Source organism: Mesorhizobium sp. ORM8.1 (genome assembly GCF_053005525.2).
On the sequence record NZ_CM132600.1, the window covers coordinates 6,786,187 to 6,801,295 of the forward strand.

At 60.2% G+C, this 15,109-nt stretch carries 12 protein-coding genes and 2 pseudogenes; 7 read left to right on the forward strand and 7 right to left on the reverse strand.

Annotated features, from left to right (window positions below; all coding sequences use genetic code 11):
• Positions 1-114: 114 nt before the first annotated feature.
• Complete coding sequence (locus ACVDG8_RS33860) at positions 115-1,011, reverse strand: LysR family transcriptional regulator (RefSeq protein ID WP_447252355.1); 897 nt, start codon at positions 1,009-1,011, stop codon at positions 115-117.
• Between the two features lie 178 nt (positions 1,012-1,189).
• On the opposite strand from ACVDG8_RS33860, the gene ACVDG8_RS33865 reads away from it, so the two are divergent.
• On the forward strand, positions 1,190-2,422 hold the full coding sequence (locus ACVDG8_RS33865) for a M24 family metallopeptidase (RefSeq protein WP_447252356.1): 1,233 nt from the start codon (positions 1,190-1,192) through the stop codon (positions 2,420-2,422).
• 26 nt (positions 2,423-2,448) lie between these two features.
• Positions 2,449-4,098, forward strand: a complete 1,650-nt coding sequence (locus ACVDG8_RS33870) for an ABC transporter substrate-binding protein (RefSeq protein ID WP_447252357.1) — start codon at positions 2,449-2,451, stop codon at positions 4,096-4,098.
• Positions 4,099-4,192: 94 nt separating this feature from the next.
• Here ACVDG8_RS33870 and ACVDG8_RS33875 read toward each other — a convergent pair whose 3' ends face one another.
• A complete protein-coding gene (locus ACVDG8_RS33875; RefSeq protein ID WP_447257166.1) occupies positions 4,193-4,750 on the reverse strand; it encodes an ADP-ribosylglycohydrolase family protein in 558 nt (185 codons plus the stop codon).
• Positions 4,751-5,001: 251 nt separating this feature from the next.
• Here ACVDG8_RS33875 and ACVDG8_RS33880 point away from each other — a divergent pair, with 251 nt between their 5' ends.
• The 4 genes and pseudogenes from ACVDG8_RS33880 to ACVDG8_RS33895 all read left to right on the forward strand — a co-directional run bounded on the left by ACVDG8_RS33880 (position 5,002) and on the right by ACVDG8_RS33895 (position 9,371).
• Positions 5,002-6,645 carry an aldo/keto reductase gene (locus tag ACVDG8_RS33880; RefSeq protein WP_447252358.1) on the forward strand — a complete coding sequence of 548 codons (1,644 nt, stop codon included), beginning with the start codon at positions 5,002-5,004 and terminating at the stop codon, positions 6,643-6,645.
• A gap of 158 nt (positions 6,646-6,803) precedes the next feature.
• Positions 6,804-7,951 (forward strand): IS3 family transposase gene (locus tag ACVDG8_RS33885; protein WP_455707405.1). Its coding sequence is split into 2 segments (ribosomal slippage): positions 6,804-7,053 and positions 7,053-7,951, totalling 1,149 coding nucleotides; the frame shifts between segments, so codons are not numbered across the junction.
• Positions 7,952-7,982: 31 nt separating this feature from the next.
• A pseudogene (locus ACVDG8_RS33890) lies at positions 7,983-8,258 on the forward strand (SDR family oxidoreductase); the annotation flags it as partial.
• 183 nt (positions 8,259-8,441) lie between these two features.
• Positions 8,442-9,371 (forward strand): dihydrodipicolinate synthase family protein, encoded by a 930-nt coding sequence (locus ACVDG8_RS33895; protein WP_455707406.1) that lies wholly within the window; start codon positions 8,442-8,444, stop codon positions 9,369-9,371.
• Between the two features lie 417 nt (positions 9,372-9,788).
• Here the strand turns inward: ACVDG8_RS33895 and ACVDG8_RS33900 are convergent, their stop codons facing one another.
• The 4 genes from ACVDG8_RS33900 to ACVDG8_RS33915 all read right to left on the reverse strand — a co-directional run bounded on the left by ACVDG8_RS33900 (position 9,789) and on the right by ACVDG8_RS33915 (position 14,400).
• Entirely contained in the window at positions 9,789-9,995 is a 207-nt protein-coding gene (locus ACVDG8_RS33900) for a DNA-binding protein (protein ID WP_447252360.1), read from the reverse strand.
• Between the two features lie 129 nt (positions 9,996-10,124).
• Positions 10,125-11,720, reverse strand: coding sequence for an acyl-CoA synthetase (locus ACVDG8_RS33905; RefSeq protein WP_447252361.1), 1,596 nt, complete (start codon positions 11,718-11,720; stop codon positions 10,125-10,127).
• Positions 11,717-12,886 (reverse strand): acetyl-CoA acetyltransferase, encoded by a 1,170-nt coding sequence (locus ACVDG8_RS33910; protein ID WP_447252362.1) that lies wholly within the window; start codon positions 12,884-12,886, stop codon positions 11,717-11,719. Before ACVDG8_RS33910 ends, ACVDG8_RS33905 begins: the two co-directional genes overlap by 4 nt.
• Positions 12,887-12,966: 80 nt before the next feature.
• Positions 12,967-14,400 (reverse strand): aminotransferase family protein, encoded by a 1,434-nt coding sequence (locus ACVDG8_RS33915; RefSeq protein WP_455707407.1) that lies wholly within the window; start codon positions 14,398-14,400, stop codon positions 12,967-12,969.
• On the opposite strand from ACVDG8_RS33915, the gene ACVDG8_RS33920 reads away from it, so the two are divergent.
• A complete protein-coding gene (locus tag ACVDG8_RS33920) occupies positions 14,330-14,920 on the forward strand; it encodes a hypothetical protein (protein WP_455707890.1) in 591 nt (196 codons plus the stop codon). The two genes, ACVDG8_RS33915 and ACVDG8_RS33920, sit on opposite strands and share 71 nt — an antisense overlap.
• Positions 14,921-14,926: 6 nt before the next feature.
• Here the strand turns inward: ACVDG8_RS33920 and ACVDG8_RS33925 are convergent.
• A pseudogene (locus tag ACVDG8_RS33925) lies at positions 14,927-15,061 on the reverse strand (hypothetical protein); the annotation flags it as partial.
• Positions 15,062-15,109: the final 48 nt, after the last annotated feature.

Sequence of the window (15,109 nt, forward strand, 5' to 3'; positions counted from 1 at the left end):
GCGAAATAGGCATGGCGCCTCTCGCAGGGTGGATAGATATTGTTGAAAGTCCCACGCACTGCGCGACAGTGCCGGAGTAGCAACACGAAGGTCCGCCGGCACGTTGTTGGCAATTCACGGATGCCTGAATGACCTGATGGCCGAGGCGAGCGTGTTCAGGATGCTCACATTGCCCTCCATGAGTTTCGACCTGCCGAAAACATGCCACGTGACCTGTAGCGCCTCGGGGGCCAGATCGGTGAGCGCGACCCGCCGTAGCGCCGCATCTTGCGTGACACACCAAGCAGGCAGAATGCTTGCCCCGAAACCTGCGGCAACCAGTTCGATGATCGCACTGGTCGACTCGATGCGAACAATCTCTTTCGGCCAGACGCCCGCCGGGCTGAAGAACCGCTCGTATTCGAAGCCATGTGCCGGATGATATGAGAAGGCCAAGTAGCGTTGCTTCTTGAAGAAATCGGCCGACAGAGGTGCATCAGTCTGATCCGAAAGTGGCACGACGCCCACCAGCCTGTCGTCGAACAGCGGTATTGACGGCAGGCTTTCCAGTTCCGGGCTGCCCGGCGACAGAAACAAGTCGGCGCTTCCGGTGACAACAGCCGATTGCAGATCGTGGTTTGCCAGCCTGACAAGCTCAAGCTTGGGGGCGCCTTGCTCTTTGCTCATGGCGGCAGCGACTGCTGGCAGCCAGTGGACATGATCGTAGTGGCCGACGGCTATCCGTAACACCGGCGATGTGCCGCGATGCAGCTGAATGGCGTCGGCTTCCGCGGTCTTCAGCGTATCTTCGGCATAGACAGCGGCTTCCAGCAGCCGCTCGGCTGCTTCCGTCAATCGGATCCCTCGACCCACCCGGTCGAAAAGACGAATGCCGAGCCGGCGCTCGGCCTCCCGGACCTGATGGCTGGCGGCCGGCTGCGTTAGGCCCAGAGATGTTGCGGCGGCGCTGAGCTGGCCGTGGCGGCGCACGGCGATTAGCAACTGGTAATGTCTGCGGTCAAGGTAGGTCATATGAGAATTTAGAATGATTTGCCGAGGAATAATCAATTGGAATTCGCGCTGCCCCGAGCGCAATTTTGCCTGGCCGCAACGCCTCGCGTTGGGCCCGGCATCCCGGACACCGCATCAAGTCATTCGACCAAATTAACGGCGGACGCAGTTTGCGCCCTCCGGGAGGGAAGCATTTTTCATGTCTAGCCTCGTACACGACGCTGCCGAGCGATACGCCACGCTGTCGCTGGACACCGTGCGCAGCGTCGAGATGCTTCGGCTCGACCGCGTTCGCCAGCAGGCCGCCGCCCACAATCTCTCGGCAGTGCTGCTCTTCGATCCCGTGAACATCCGCTACGCCACCGGTGTGCGCAACATGCAGGTCTACTCGGCGCGCAATCCGGCGCGCTATGTGTTCATCCCCGTGGTTGGACCGGTGGTTCTGTTCGAGTACCGCGCCTGCGAGCATCTGGCCGAGAACCGCCCCACCGTCGACGAGATCCGGCCGGCGCGGCCGATCATGCCGCTGCACTCCGGCCACAAACATGTCGGTCACATCAGAGAATTCGTCGCCGACATCGAGGAGCTGGTCGCCAGGCATGGCGTCAACGGCCGCCGCATCGGCGTCGAGGCGACGACGACCGGAGCGATGCTAGCGCTCGCCGCGGCAGGTTTCGACATCATCGATGCCCAGATCCCGGTGGAAAAGGCGCGGGGCCTCAAGGTTCCCGGCGAAGTCGACATGATCCGCGCCTCCTTGCGCCTTACCGAGGCTGCAGTGCGCGAAATGGAGGCGGCGCTGGTTCCCGGCGTCACCGAGAACGAGCTCTGGTCGGTGCTGCACCGCAAGCTGATCGCCGGCGGCGGCGACTATATCGAGACGCGGCTTCTGACCTCCGGCGCACACACCAACCCCTGGTTCCAGGAGACCTCGGACAAGATCATCCAGGCCGGCGACCTCGTCGCTTTCGATACCGACGCGGTCGGCTGCTACGGCTACTACAGCGATTTCTCGCGCACCTTCCTGACCGGCGACGGCAGGGCTTCCGCCGCGCAGCGGACGCTTTATGGGCTGGCTCAGGAGCAGATCGAGAAGAATGTCAGCCTGCTGCGCCCGGGGCTCGGTTTCCGGGAGTTCGCGGAGAGCGCCTGGCTGATCCCTGGCGCTTACCAGAAGCACCGCTACCTCTCCGTTCTGCATGGCTGCGGCATGACCGGCGAGTACCCGATCATCGCGCACGCCTCGGACTGGGACGATGTCGGCAATGACGACAATGAGGTGTTTGTCCCCGGCATGACCGTCTGCGTCGAGAGTTTCATTGGCCACGAGGACGGTGGCGAGGGCGTCAAGCTTGAGGAGCAGGTGCTGATTACGGAAACCGGGGTCGAGAGGCTGTCCGTCTACGGATATTGCGACCGGCTCTCGGCCTGAGAGGCGTTAAGGGAGGAGAACATCACATGTCGACGTGCGAAGAGACCAACTGCCAGACCAGAACGAAGGTGACGGCCTTCGCGGACGAGACGCAAGCCGGGCGACTTGACCGTCGTGAGTTCCTGGCGATCGCCAGTGCCTTCGGCATGTCCACGGCTGCGGCCTACGCGATGATAGGCCTGTCCGCGCCGACGGTGGCGCGCGCCGGGGAGCCGGTGAAGGGCGGCGTCCTGAAGGTTGCGACAGCGGTCAAGGGAATGAAGGATCCGCGCACATTCGACGAGGCGGAACTCGGCAATGCCGGGCGGCAGTTCCTGGAAACGCTGGTGAAATACACAGCTGATTTCACCTTCGAGCCGATGTTGCTGGAGCGATGGGAGGTCAATGCGGACGCGACCGACTATGTCCTTCATCTGCGCAAAGGCGTGACATGGAACAATGACGACGATTTCAGCGCCGACGACGTGATGTTCAACATTGCGCGCTGGTGCGAAAAGAATGCCCCGGGCAATTCGATGGCCGGGCGCATGGGGGCGTTGATCGACGAGAAGACCGGCAAGCTGCGCGAAGGCGTCGTCTCGAAAGTGGACGACCATACGGTTCGGCTGCAACTGGCTTCCTCCGACATCTCGATCATCCCGAGCCTTTCGGATTACCCGGCCTTGATCGTGCACCGCGACTACGACAAGTCCGGCGGCAATCTCCTGGCCCATCCCGTCGGCACCGGGCCTTTTGAGCTCGTCTCCTACGACGTTGGCCAGAAGGCGGTCTTCAAACGCCGCGAGAAGGGCTCCTGGTGGGGCGGCGAAGCCTATCTGGATGGCGTCGAGTTCATCGACTATGGCTCGGACCCGACGGCGATAGTCAGCGCTTTCGAAGCGGAAGAAGTCCATACCAACTATGAGACGACGGGCGACATGGTCGCCGTGATGGATGGGATGGACTTGCAGAAGTCCGAGATTCTCACCGCAGGGACGATCGTCGCGCGCACGTCGTTGCTGGCGAAGCCCTACGACGACGTGCGGGTGCGCCGGGCGCTGCAGCTGGCGGTCGACAATTCCGCGGTGCTGCTTCTCGGCTATGCCGGGCTGGGCTCAGCCGCCGAAAATCATCACGTCTGCCCCATTCAGCCCGACTACGCCAAACTGCCCCCGGTCGCCCGCGACCTTGCGCAAGCCAAGGCACTCATGGCCGAGGCCGGCCAGGCGGATTTCGAGCATGAGCTGATCTCGCTCGACGAGGAGTGGCACAAGAACACCGGCGACGCGATTGCGGCCCAGCTGCGGGAAGCCGGTTTCAAGATCAAGCGCACGGTGCTGCCAGGGTCGACGTTCTGGAACGACTGGACCAAATATCCATTCTCGCTGACGGTGTGGTCGATGCGCCCGCTGGGCGTGCAGACGCTGGCCATCGCTTACCGAACTGGCGAGGCGTGGAACGAGAGTTCGTTTTCCGACAAGGCATTCGATGAGCTTGTGACCAAGGCGTTGTCGGTCGCCGATCCCACCGCGCGGTGCGAGCTGATCGGCCAGGCCGAAAAGATCCTCCAGGATTCGGGCGTCATCATCCAGCCGTTCTGGCGCAAGCTGTTTTGCCACTCGGCTTCGGCCGTGCAGGGTCGCAGGATGCATCCGACGGGAGAGACCTATTTCGACAAGGCCTGGCTTCAGGTCTGAGGTCTGGTGATGCACCGTGGGCAATCGCGGCGTAAGGTCCTGCTAGGGCGCCCAATGAGCTGATGCGCCGGTGTATCTCACTCAAAATCAATTGTCAGAGCACGACTGCCTCGAACTCAGCATTGCCGACGCGCACCGCGCGGCTGACATCATGTCCAGTTTGCGGTCGGAAACCCTGCTGGCTGCCGGGAAGGGAGAAATGGAACTGCGCGCCGGTCTTAGGTGCGTCGAGCCTGTGGTTACCAGCCAATTGCAAGCCAAGATTGGTGAGGAAATAGGCCTGGCGAACGGCGTCGTTGATCGAGTTTCCGCCATCGGCGGACGAGAACAACAGGCGGTCGGCAATCGGCCCGCGCCAGTCCGGGCCTTCGTCCAGCCCTTCAAGCCCGTTCATGATGCCGAGCAGGCAACCGACATTGCCGGCATTGCAATCCGTGTCCCAGCCCGATGTGTTGACGATCATCTGCGCCTTCTGGAAATCCTGCGGCGCGTAGAGGACGGCCATGATCATTAGCGCATGGTTCGGCACGACGTGGCAGTTGCCGGGATATTTGTCATAGCCGTAGTGCTGCTCGATCTTCTGACGGGTATCGCGCCAATCCGAATGCGCTTTATGCCAAGCCCGGATATCGGCGATCAGCCTGGCGATCAGGCAGTCTAGGTATCTGCCTCAGGCCGGTGTCGATCAGATGGTCGACGTCCGAGGAGCCGAAGGCTCCGCCTCCATCGCCGCCCAGAGCATCGCGGCGAAGTGATGTACCACCGGTGCACTTTCCCGTAGGGGCGGATGCACTGCAACGGTTCGCCGAAAAGCATGCCGCGGTGGACAACGATGTTGCGCGGTGGCGAGACCTCGCGCTGGCCACCGCTTATGAGAATTCGTGAGGTGCGAACGACGATCGGTTGGCTTACTCGCGCCGGCGGGTCCAACCGGAAGCCGGGATTTCAAAGCGCGGGCATGCCGCCTATGAGAATGGCATCCGCTATTTCGACACCGCACCCGTCTATGGCTTTGGCGTCAGCGAGACCCGGCTCGGGCTGGCGATCAAAGCGCTGCCACGTGCCGAAATCGTCATCTCGTCCAAGATAGGCTACGACCTCGTGCCGATCCCGCCCGAGGAGTTGAAGCCGGCATTGTGGGACCAGCCCGGCTCATTCCGCGCCGAATTCGACTATTCACATGACGCCGTGATGCGTTCGCTCGAAGGCACGCTGAAGCGCCTGGACACCGACTATGTCGACATGGTCTCGATCCACGATCCCGACGAGGCCATTCACTTCGCTCCCGGCGAGGACCCCTATGCCAGGAGCCGCTTCAAGGAAGCCATGGACGGCGCCTATCCGGCGCTCGACGAATTGCGCTCGCAAGGCGTCATCAAGGCAGTCTGGCGGTGCCGCCTTTTCCCGCGGCACTTGTGCAGGAATTCCGGAGCTTACTTCTGCGCATTGTCGCGACCCTCATGCCTACTTCGGATAACATCATCCAAACGGAAGTCTGGCTGGCCATGGTGGCGCCGATTGCCATCAACGTTCCCAACGGGCAAAACCGTGTCATCGGGTTCGGCTCTAAGCAGAGATGCCGGACTCATGTCATCTTGGAGAGTATCGATGGACACGCGCTTCATAGAGAGCTTTCTGGCGGTGGTTGAGACCGGATCCATAGCGGCTGCTTCTCGGCGCTTGAACTTGACACAAGCCGCCCTCGCTCAACGCCTGAAAGCGTTAGAGAGAGATATTGGAGTGCCACTCGTTTCTCGCGTTGGTCAAACCGTAAAACCTACCTCGGCGGGCCTTTCAGTAATCGAACGCTCGCAGCAGCTACTCTCCACCGTTCGGCAGATACGATGTGTCGCAATGGAGGACGCCAACATTGGCGAACTGCGCTTGGGAGCAATTTCGGCGGCGATGATCGGCATAATTCCCTCAGCCTTGGAGGATTTTTGCCGAACACTGCCGCGTGTCGCAGTGCATCTGACGCCCGGCATCTCGGAGGCTCTTTATCGGCAGGTTGTCGAAGGCGAGCTTGATGCCGCAATCATCATTCGGCCTCACCATTTCACCATACCGAAGACCTGTAGCTGGCAGCTTCTGGTCGAAGAAGAGTTCATCGTTCTGAAATCAGCGGCGATCGCATCCAACGACGGAGTTGACTTGCTTCGTGACGAACCATTCATTCGCTATGATAGACGCCATTGGGACGGGCAAATCGCCGACCGCTATTTAACGGAACTTGGTATCAGTCCTCACGAGCGGTTTGAAATGGATGGCCTCGATGCCATTGCTGCTCTAGTTGAAAAGGGACTGGGTGTCTCGCTGGTACCAAATTCGTATCCGCTGAGGCAGTTAAGTGGCAACCTTACAAAGGTTGCATTGGGAAGCGGCCAGCCCTATCGCGAGATCATATTTATTTCAAACCGCTCTTCTCCGAATTCCCGTTTTCTCGAGATTTTCTATCAATGCTCGAAATCCAGTGCTACGGCACCGGACCGCGGCAATCATGGCCTGCAAGTAGTTTCCCAGGCTGTTGAAGGCGAGCAGATCTCCTAGTGCCACTATCCACCTGCAACCGAACGGCTCTGTAGCGCAGTGGCCTCGGAAGTTGTCAGATGTTCCGACAGAAAGTTGGGCTGCTAAGACGCACCTCTGGCCTGCTGCCGGTTTCGTGGACACCGAGATAAGGTGTTTAACGGAACTGGAGAGTTGGAATGCAGAGAAGGAAATTCAGCCGCGAGTTCAAGCTTGAGGCGGTGAGATTGATCAAGGATCGGGGCGTTGCGGTGGCCCAGGCTGCCCGCGACCTCGATCTCCACGAGAATGTGCTGCGCAAGTGGGTGCGCGAGCTCTCGTCCGATCCGCAGCATGCGTTTCCCGGTCATGGGCAGATGAAGCCAGAGCAGCAGGAGATTGACCGGCTGCGCAAGGAAGTGGCGAAGCTGAAGGCGGAGCGCGACATCCTAAAAAAGGCCGCAGCCTACTTCGCGAGGGAAGTGACATGAGGTTCGCTTTCATCGCGAGGCACCGGAGCATCTGGCCGGTGGCATGGCTGTGCGACGCGCTGGATGTCTCTCGCTCGGGCTTCCATGCTTGGCTCAACCGTAACCCCAGCGCTCGCTCCCGGCATGACGAGATACTCGTTTCCCGGATCGACCGTAGCTTCAAGAGCAGCGACCGAACCTATGGCGCCCGTCGCGTCTGGCGCGACGTGCTGGCTGAGGGGCTTTCCTGCGGCCTGCATCGCCTCGAGAGGCTTATGCGGGAGAACGGTCTGCGTGCCAGGCCTCGGCGCCGAGGACTCTCGAAGGATATGGGCGAGCGAGCGGTTGTTTCGGACAACCTCCTTGACCGCGCTTTCGAGGCCTCGGCGCCGAACCAGAAATGGGTCGCCGACTTCACCTATATCTGGACCGCTGAAGGATGGCTCTACGTTGCCGCCGTGGTCGACCTGTTCTCCCGGCGGGTCGTCGGCTGGGCGATGAAGGCCGAGATGACAGCACAACTCGTCACCGACGCCCTCATCATGGCGATCTGGCGCAGGGGCAAGCCCGACAGCCTGCTGCATCATTCCGACCAGGGATCGCAATACACGAGCGAGCAGTTCCAGCGCCTGATGGCCGATCATGGCATTACGTGTTCGATGAGCCGGTCGGGCAACGTCTGGGACAATGCGGCTATGGAGAGCTTCTTCTCGTCGTTGAAAACCGAGCGCACGGCCCGCAAGGTCTACAGGACGAGAGATGCCGCCAGGGCGGATGTGTTCGACTACATCGAGCGCTTCTACAACCCTCGGCGGAGGCACTCGACGCTGGGCTATCTGAGCCCCGTGGAGTTCGAGGAACAAGCTATGTTAGCTTAACCTCGTGTCCGAAAAACCGGCAGCAGGCCATGCCGGAGAATTGGGGCATTACGGGATCACGGCAAACATTGTCATGCCGGGTCGCATCGCGACAAAGCGGATTGCCTTCCTGGATGAGAAAAAGGCGTCGCGCGAGGGGCGCACCGTCGACGATATTTCCCGCGAAAGCATCGCCTCGATACCCGTTGGCCGCTACGGCGATCCTGCGGAATACGGAGATGCTGTTGCATTCCTTGCAAGCACCCGCGCATCCTACATCACCGGCAGCAGCATTCGTATCGATGGTGGCTATATCGCAAACGTCTGACTCGAACTCTTCTAGGACCCAGCTGCGCGATGTCGTTTTGGTCCAGGCTCAGGAAATGATGCTCCGCTCGGTGGTGACGTGTCGCTGTACGCGCCCGCGCTGAGGATCTTTGATACGGCCTTCTTCAACGAATGATGAGGCCAAGTTCCGCCAACGCGGCGCTATCGAACGCGGGGATGCTTGATGTTGCTGACCACCGAAGCCAAGGGCGTCTACGCGATCGCTCCGACGCCCTTCCTGCCTGACGGTGCGCTCGATGAAGCGTCGATCTCGCGAATGGCCGAGTTCTATGCTGCCGCCGGCGTTGATGGCTTGACTGTTCTGGGGATTCTGGGGGAAGCGGACAAGCTTCTCCCAGAGGAAGCGATCAGCGTGATAAAGGGCGCAATTGCCGGTCTCGGCAACCGTCCCACAATAGTCGGTGTATCCTCGTTGGGGTTACTCGCCATGCGCCGACTGGCACACGAAGCCATGGATGCGGGCGCGGCAGGGATCATGTTCACTCCGCCTCCGAGCGCGCGGACCGACGAGCAGATCGCGGGCTACGTGCGTCAGGCTGTGGAAGCCGTTGGTTCGGACATCCCATTCGTCTTGCAAGACCACCCAACCGCTACTGGAGTGGTCATGTCCCCTCAATTGATCCGACGCATTGTGCAGGAAACATCGTCCTGCGTGATGCTCAAGCACGAGGATTGGCCGGGCCTCGAAAAGCTCAGTGCACTCCGGCGCTGGCAAAAGGCGGGGGAGATGCGTGAGTTGGCTATTCTCTGCGGGAACGGGGGACTTTTTCTCGACCGCGAGATGACACGCGGCGCCGACGGAGCGATGACGGGGTACGCGTTCCCCGAAATGCTGATAGACGTCGTTGAACATTATCGGGCGGAAAACCGCGAGGCCGCTCAGGATCTTTACGACGCCCATCTGCCACTGCTGCGATACGAGCAACAGCCATGGATCGGCTTGGCCGTGCGCAAGCATATTCTTGCGCGAAGGGGGGCCATAGGTCACAGCAGTTTGCGTACGCCCGGCCCGTTGCTCAGTTCCGAGACCGTCGCCGACGTAAACTTCCTACTCGGACGACTGTCTCGTCATGATCGGCGCGCGGCGATCTGATCTGCATGCCTTGCGTTGAAGGCTTTCATTGCAGCCGGCCGATTGTGGTTGGCCTTTTGGACCCAAGCCTCCAGGTAGTTTGGCGGGTACCATTCTTACATCGGCGTCGGACCGCCTGCCTGTAAACTGCAGTGCAACTGCCGCTGGACACAGCGTGATCCAGCATGCCGACGGGTATGCAGCGGGATCATTGTGCATCAAAATACCAGGATCAGATTCGTCATATCTATCAAATGCTTGCATTCAAATGCTGAAGAGGTGGGGCCGTTAACTGGGGCGTGTGTCGAGTGACCACTGATGATGTTCCACACTTGGGCATGATCGCATTTGCTCAGTACTCCGACGTCCCGATCAACCACGGATTCCGAACGCTTGTCTATCTAGCCAACGACCTCGGAACGACTGAACTACCCTCTGCTACTCTGGCGGTGCCGCCTTTTCCCGCGGCAGTTCGTGTGTTGGTCTGCAGACGACGAGGATCGATTGTCCCAGGATTGCTTTGCCGATCTTGAGGAACGATGGCCCGATCCGCATGCAACGCCAGTTGCGAAGAGTCCCTTCGCTTACCTGTCCGCGATAGCGAGCGATGACTTCTTCAGGGGTGAGGTAGTTCGGGTCAGGCATGGGCGTTATGGATAGCAGAGTTGTGCAACAGCTTGTTGCACCCGCAGCCCCGTCGGATCGAGACCGAAGGAGAATGCCGGCGCCATCAGCGCGGACCTCTCGCCAGAAACCTTTTATGGTTGGCGTCGACTAGATTTGACTGGCAAGCAAATCTCTAATCGCCTTTTTGGCAACCTTTCCATAACCGGACTTTGGCAGCTCGCTCCAGAACAGGTACCGCTTCGGCAGCTTGTAACGTGCAATCTTGTCGGCCAGCCAATCATCGATGTCCAACGTTGCGACGTCGGTGCCAGTTGCTGCGACACACACGGCAACCCCGATTTCGCCCCAGACTGAATCTGGCAATCCGAGCACCGCCACCTCGCTGATGCCAGGATGGGTGAGGATCTTCTCCTCGATTTCGCGCGGGTAAATGTTCGATCCACCGGAAATATACATGTCCGATAGCCGGCCGGTGATGTACAAAAAGCCTTCTGAATCCATGTGCCCGATGTCCCCGGTGCGGAACCAGCCGCTCCGGAAGGCCTTTGAATTCGCTTCCGGGTTGTCGAAGTAGCCGGGAAAGACGGCCGGGCCGATCACGCAGATTTCTCCCGTTTCGCCGAGTTCTAGCTCCTTGCCCTCGGGTGATTTGATGGCAATTTGCATGCCTGTTCGCTCGAAGCCGCAAGTGCCGATCCTCGCATCGGGACCGTCACCCATTCGATGGTGATTGGGCGGGAGCACCGTGATGTTGCCTGTCACCTCGCCGAGTCCGAAATACTGGACCAGAACAGGCCCGAGCTTGGTCAAGGCGTGCTCTTGATCCGTGCGATACATCGGGGCTCCGGCGTAGATGACGTGGCGAAGCGATGAGTGGTCATACCGATCCACGGCTGCATGCTCGACGAGCATCTTGAGGATTGTCGGGACGGTGAAGACATTGGTGATGCGCCACTTTTCGATCAGAGCCCACGCTGCTTCAATGTCGAAGCGGTCGGTTGCCAGCAGCACTGTCTTGGCGCCTCGCGCCACCTGTGTCAGCTGGTGAACGCCGGCGCCGTGAGACAGTGGCGCTACCACGAGCGATGCATCGTCTTCAGTCGTCCCCGGCATCAGATCGCAAAGATGGTTGGTGATGACGAACGCCATCTGGCCGTGTGTCAGCACGGCTGCCTTCGGCCGGCCTGTCGTGCCTGATGTGAACAGGAACCAGCAGGGGTCATCTCGTTCAACTGCTGCCGTTTCGACTCGGCTACCGTCGTGCTGCGAAACCACCTCGTCGTAATCGGCACCGAAGGCAGCGGCGCCGATGGATATGAAGAAGCCAAGAGCCGCGGAAGAGGCGGCACAAGCAGCCTGGTGCTGTGCAAACATGTTGCCGCAGATCATCCCGACGGCGCCGCTTACCTGTGCCTGATAGGCCACCTCTTCAGGTGTCTGCCGGAAATTGGTTGGCACCCAGACCGCACCGATGCGGAAGCAGGCGAACATGGACTCAAACATCTGGTTGCAGTTTTGCGACTGCACGAGAACGCGATCGCCTTTCTTGACCCCGTAAGTTTCAGCAAGGGCAAAAGACATCGCATCGATACGCCGATCAATCTCGCGCCATGTCCAGCTTTTGTCCCCCCAGACAAATCCAATCTGTTCAGGAAATCGGCGCGCCGCCTGGGTGACGAAATGCGACAGGTTCATCACGCGCCTGGACACCGGTTCGATTGAACCTTCGCTCGCCCCGTTCATCGAACCCGCTCCAGGATTGAGACGTAGTTGGTGACGGCGGCACCGCCCATGTTGAAGACACCGGCAAGGCTCGCATCAAGAACCTGCATTCCACCGGCCTCGTTCATCAATTGCTGTGCCGCCATCACATGCATGGAGACGCCGGTCGCACCGAGTGGATGGCCTCTGGCCTTCAGGCCGCCAGAGGGATTGACCGGCAGCCGCCCCGAACGTTCCGCAATGCCTTCGCGCACGATGCGGAAACCTTGGCCTGGCAAAGCCAGGCCCATGGCCTCGTATTCGATCAGCTCCGCGATGGTGAAGCAGTCATGCGTCTCGACAAGGTCGAGATCATTGATGGTCAACATCGCGGTATCGAGCGCTGTGGCCCATGCTCGCCTCGCGCCTTCAAAGGCGATCGGATCGCGCCGGCTCAGCGCCATGAAATCATTGGAGTGAGCTCTGCTCCGAAAAGCGATCGCACGAGACATCTGCGCCGCCGTGGTCTCATCCGCAATTACGATGGCTGCGGCACCGTCCGAGACAAGAGAACAATCCGTTCGTCGTAGCGGGGCGGCGACATAGGGGTTGCGCTCCGACACCGTATTGCAGAAGTCGAAACCCAGATCCTTGCGCATATGCGCAACCGGATTGGCGACGCCGTTGCGATGGTTCTTCGCCGCGATCATCGCCAATTCCTGCGATCTGTCGCCATGGCGTTGGAAATAATTCTGCGCGATGCGCGCGAATACGCCTGCAAAACCACCTTCGACGTCTGCCTCTTCCTTGCGGTAGCAGCCGGACATCAGGACATCGCCAACCTCGTTGTTGGGCAGGCCAGTCATCTTTTCGGCGCCGATCACCAGAGCGATCCGTCCACGGCCGGCCTCGACAAAATCGAGTGCGCCAGAAAGCGCGGCAGAACCCGTCGCGCAGGCATTTTCGAAGCGCACCGCAGGTGTCGTGGCAAGCGCGTCATTGCTCATACCGACAAGTGCCGCCTGAAAATCCTGGCGCGAAAAGCCGTTGTTGTAGACGCCAACGAAGATGCCATCGATTTCGGCCGTTCGGACGCCGGCATGGTCGAGCGCCGGACCAACAACCTCTGCCATCAATGTCTCAGTGTCGGGGGCGGCGGACTTGCCGAAATTGGTGTGAGCCCAACCGATCATCTGTGCTTTGGCCATAGCGGTTCCTCTCGGCACTCCAAGAGCACCGTCCAATCAGCCCGTTCTTTTGCTTGCGGCATCCACTGCCGCCACTTCGCTCAGGCGCTCGCGCACAGTTCCGGCTTCGCCGAAATCTCCTTCTCGAAATCACGAATGCCGGCGGTGAGGGATTCGATCAGCTCCTCGATTTCCGCTTCGCTGATCGTCAGTGGAGGGCAGACCATCAGCCATTCCCCAAACGAGCCGCCGGCGGTGCGCCGCGAGAACAAGAGCAGTCCGTGGTCGCGGCAGATCATTCCTATCCTCTCGCTCGCCCGCATCTCTGCCGGGAACGGTTGCTTGGTTACCTGATCCGCGACGATCTCCACGGCCATGTGCAGTCCAAGCCCGCGAATATCGCCGATGATGCCGGTCTTGCCTTTGATTTCCTCCAATCGGGATTTGATCAGCGCGCCCAAATTCCGCGCCCGCTCCATAAGACCATCTTCCTCGACAACCCTCAGAACCATGTCGGATGCAGCGCAACTGACGGGATTGGCTGAATAGGTATGGCCGTGCTTGAAGCCGCCCGATCGACGCACATCGCTCACCATGTCTGCCGACGCCAGGACCGCGCCGAGTGGCGCGTAGGAGCCGCTGACACCTTTTGCGAGCGTGACGATATCGGGCCGGCAATCCGGCCAATGATGACCGGCGAGAAACTTGCCTGTCCTGCCAGCGCCGCTCATGATCTCGTCGTAGATCAGCATGACGCCATAGCGGTTGCATATTTCCCGGATGCGGGTGGAATAGCTGTCTGGGGAAACCAGGGCTCCGGTCGATACGCCGCCGACCGGTTCGATCATGAAGGCGAGGATGGTTTCGGGGCCTTCCTTAAGGATCGTTTCTTCTAGCTGCCGCACACAACGGTCGACGACATCCTGTTCGCTCTCGCCGGCCGGGCGCCGATACATCAGCGGCGCGTCGATCTTTGGCATGTCGACAAACATCGGCCTGTAGGCTGCCGCGTAGTCAGGGTCACCGGTGATGCCCAGAAGCGCGGTTGTTGCCCCGTGATAGGAAGGGATGCGGCTGATGATCTTGAAACGTGATGCCTGACCTCGCGCCACCGCCACCTGACGGGCGAATTTGATCGCGGCCTCATTGGCCTCCGAACCGCCGGAGACGAAGAAGGCGGCGCCATAGTTCCAGTTGCTCAAGCGCTCGAGTCTGGCGGCCAGCCGCTCATTGGGGTCGTTGTCCCACCTCATGCTGTGCGCATAGATGATGCGCCCCATCTGGTCGCGCATCGCTTCCAGGACCCTGGGATGGGCATGGCCGACGTTGACAGAAATGGCACCCGACGATCCATCCAACAGACGGCGACCGGTGCTGTCCCAGATATAGACGCCCTCACCACGGACGACTTTCGGGAATTCTTTCGTGCCTTCGGGCGTGATGAAATGCTGATAGCGCAGTGTCATGAAAGTCCTCGCACTGTTGCCTGCGGGACGGGTCTTTTCAGGACCGCATGGCAGGGTAAGAGAAACCATTGAGTGGGGAATTCGCCGTCAGCAGCTTCGGGTCGGGGTCGCATCCGAACAGCATCCGATGGCGCGTGAAGGCCAGGAGCTCCGCCACGTGCTCGTCATTGCGCGGATCGTCTGGGAACGCTGGCCCGAAAATCTCGTCGACATAGATGCGGGTCATGATCTCATCGGCGAACGCGCTCGTTGCGTGTCCTATAAACCGATCGAACGCCGCTGGAACCGGCTGCTTCGCATGATCCCTGGCAATGGCCGAAAGGATTTCGGCCCACTGCGCCGTCAGCTGCAACCAGACTGCGTTGGCTTCCGCATCCTGCCGCTTCATCTGGAACAGCGAGCGAAAGAACATTCGGCGGCGGCGGAACGCTCCGACGATCTCGATGAATGTCGCCTTCATCTGGGAGAACAGGTCGACAAATTCGTCGCCTTCGGGAATTGCCGGCGCAATATCGACCGCAGCGAACTCCGAAAAAACTTCAAGCACCAGGTCACGAATGCCGTCGAAATGCAGGTAGAACGTTCCTGACGCGACCTTTGCCTTGCCGGTGACCGAGCTGATGGTGAGGCTGGCAAGATCGCTTTCTGTCAGGCAGTCGAACGCCGCCCGCTTCAGTTTTGCGCGTGTGCGCGCTCTTGCCTTCGCCACCCGCGCCCTTAATCTGTGCATTGAGCGCGGCGACGTAGCGATCCCCCAATGCCAGATGCGATCCTGCCG

Excerpts from the sequence above, each read along its gene's own strand:
- ACVDG8_RS33900 (WP_447252360.1), bottom strand. The coding sequence starts at position 9,995 with ATGCCTGACCCGAACTACCTCACCCCTGAAGAAGTCATCGCTCGCTAT.
- ACVDG8_RS33905 (WP_447252361.1), bottom strand. The coding sequence starts at position 11,720 with ATGAACGGGGCGAGCGAAGGTTCAATCGAACCGGTGTCCAGGCGCGTG.
- ACVDG8_RS33865 (WP_447252356.1), top strand. The coding sequence starts at position 1,190 with ATGTCTAGCCTCGTACACGACGCTGCCGAGCGATACGCCACGCTGTCG.
- ACVDG8_RS33915 (WP_455707407.1), bottom strand. The coding sequence starts at position 14,400 with ATGGTTTCTCTTACCCTGCCATGCGGTCCTGAAAAGACCCGTCCCGCA.
- ACVDG8_RS33895 (WP_455707406.1), top strand. The coding sequence starts at position 8,442 with ATGTTGCTGACCACCGAAGCCAAGGGCGTCTACGCGATCGCTCCGACG.
- ACVDG8_RS33910 (WP_447252362.1), bottom strand. The coding sequence starts at position 12,886 with ATGGCCAAAGCACAGATGATCGGTTGGGCTCACACCAATTTCGGCAAG.
- ACVDG8_RS33870 (WP_447252357.1), top strand. The coding sequence starts at position 2,449 with ATGTCGACGTGCGAAGAGACCAACTGCCAGACCAGAACGAAGGTGACG.
- ACVDG8_RS33920 (WP_455707890.1), top strand. The coding sequence starts at position 14,330 with ATGAAAGTCCTCGCACTGTTGCCTGCGGGACGGGTCTTTTCAGGACCG.
- ACVDG8_RS33860 (WP_447252355.1), bottom strand. The coding sequence starts at position 1,011 with ATGACCTACCTTGACCGCAGACATTACCAGTTGCTAATCGCCGTGCGC.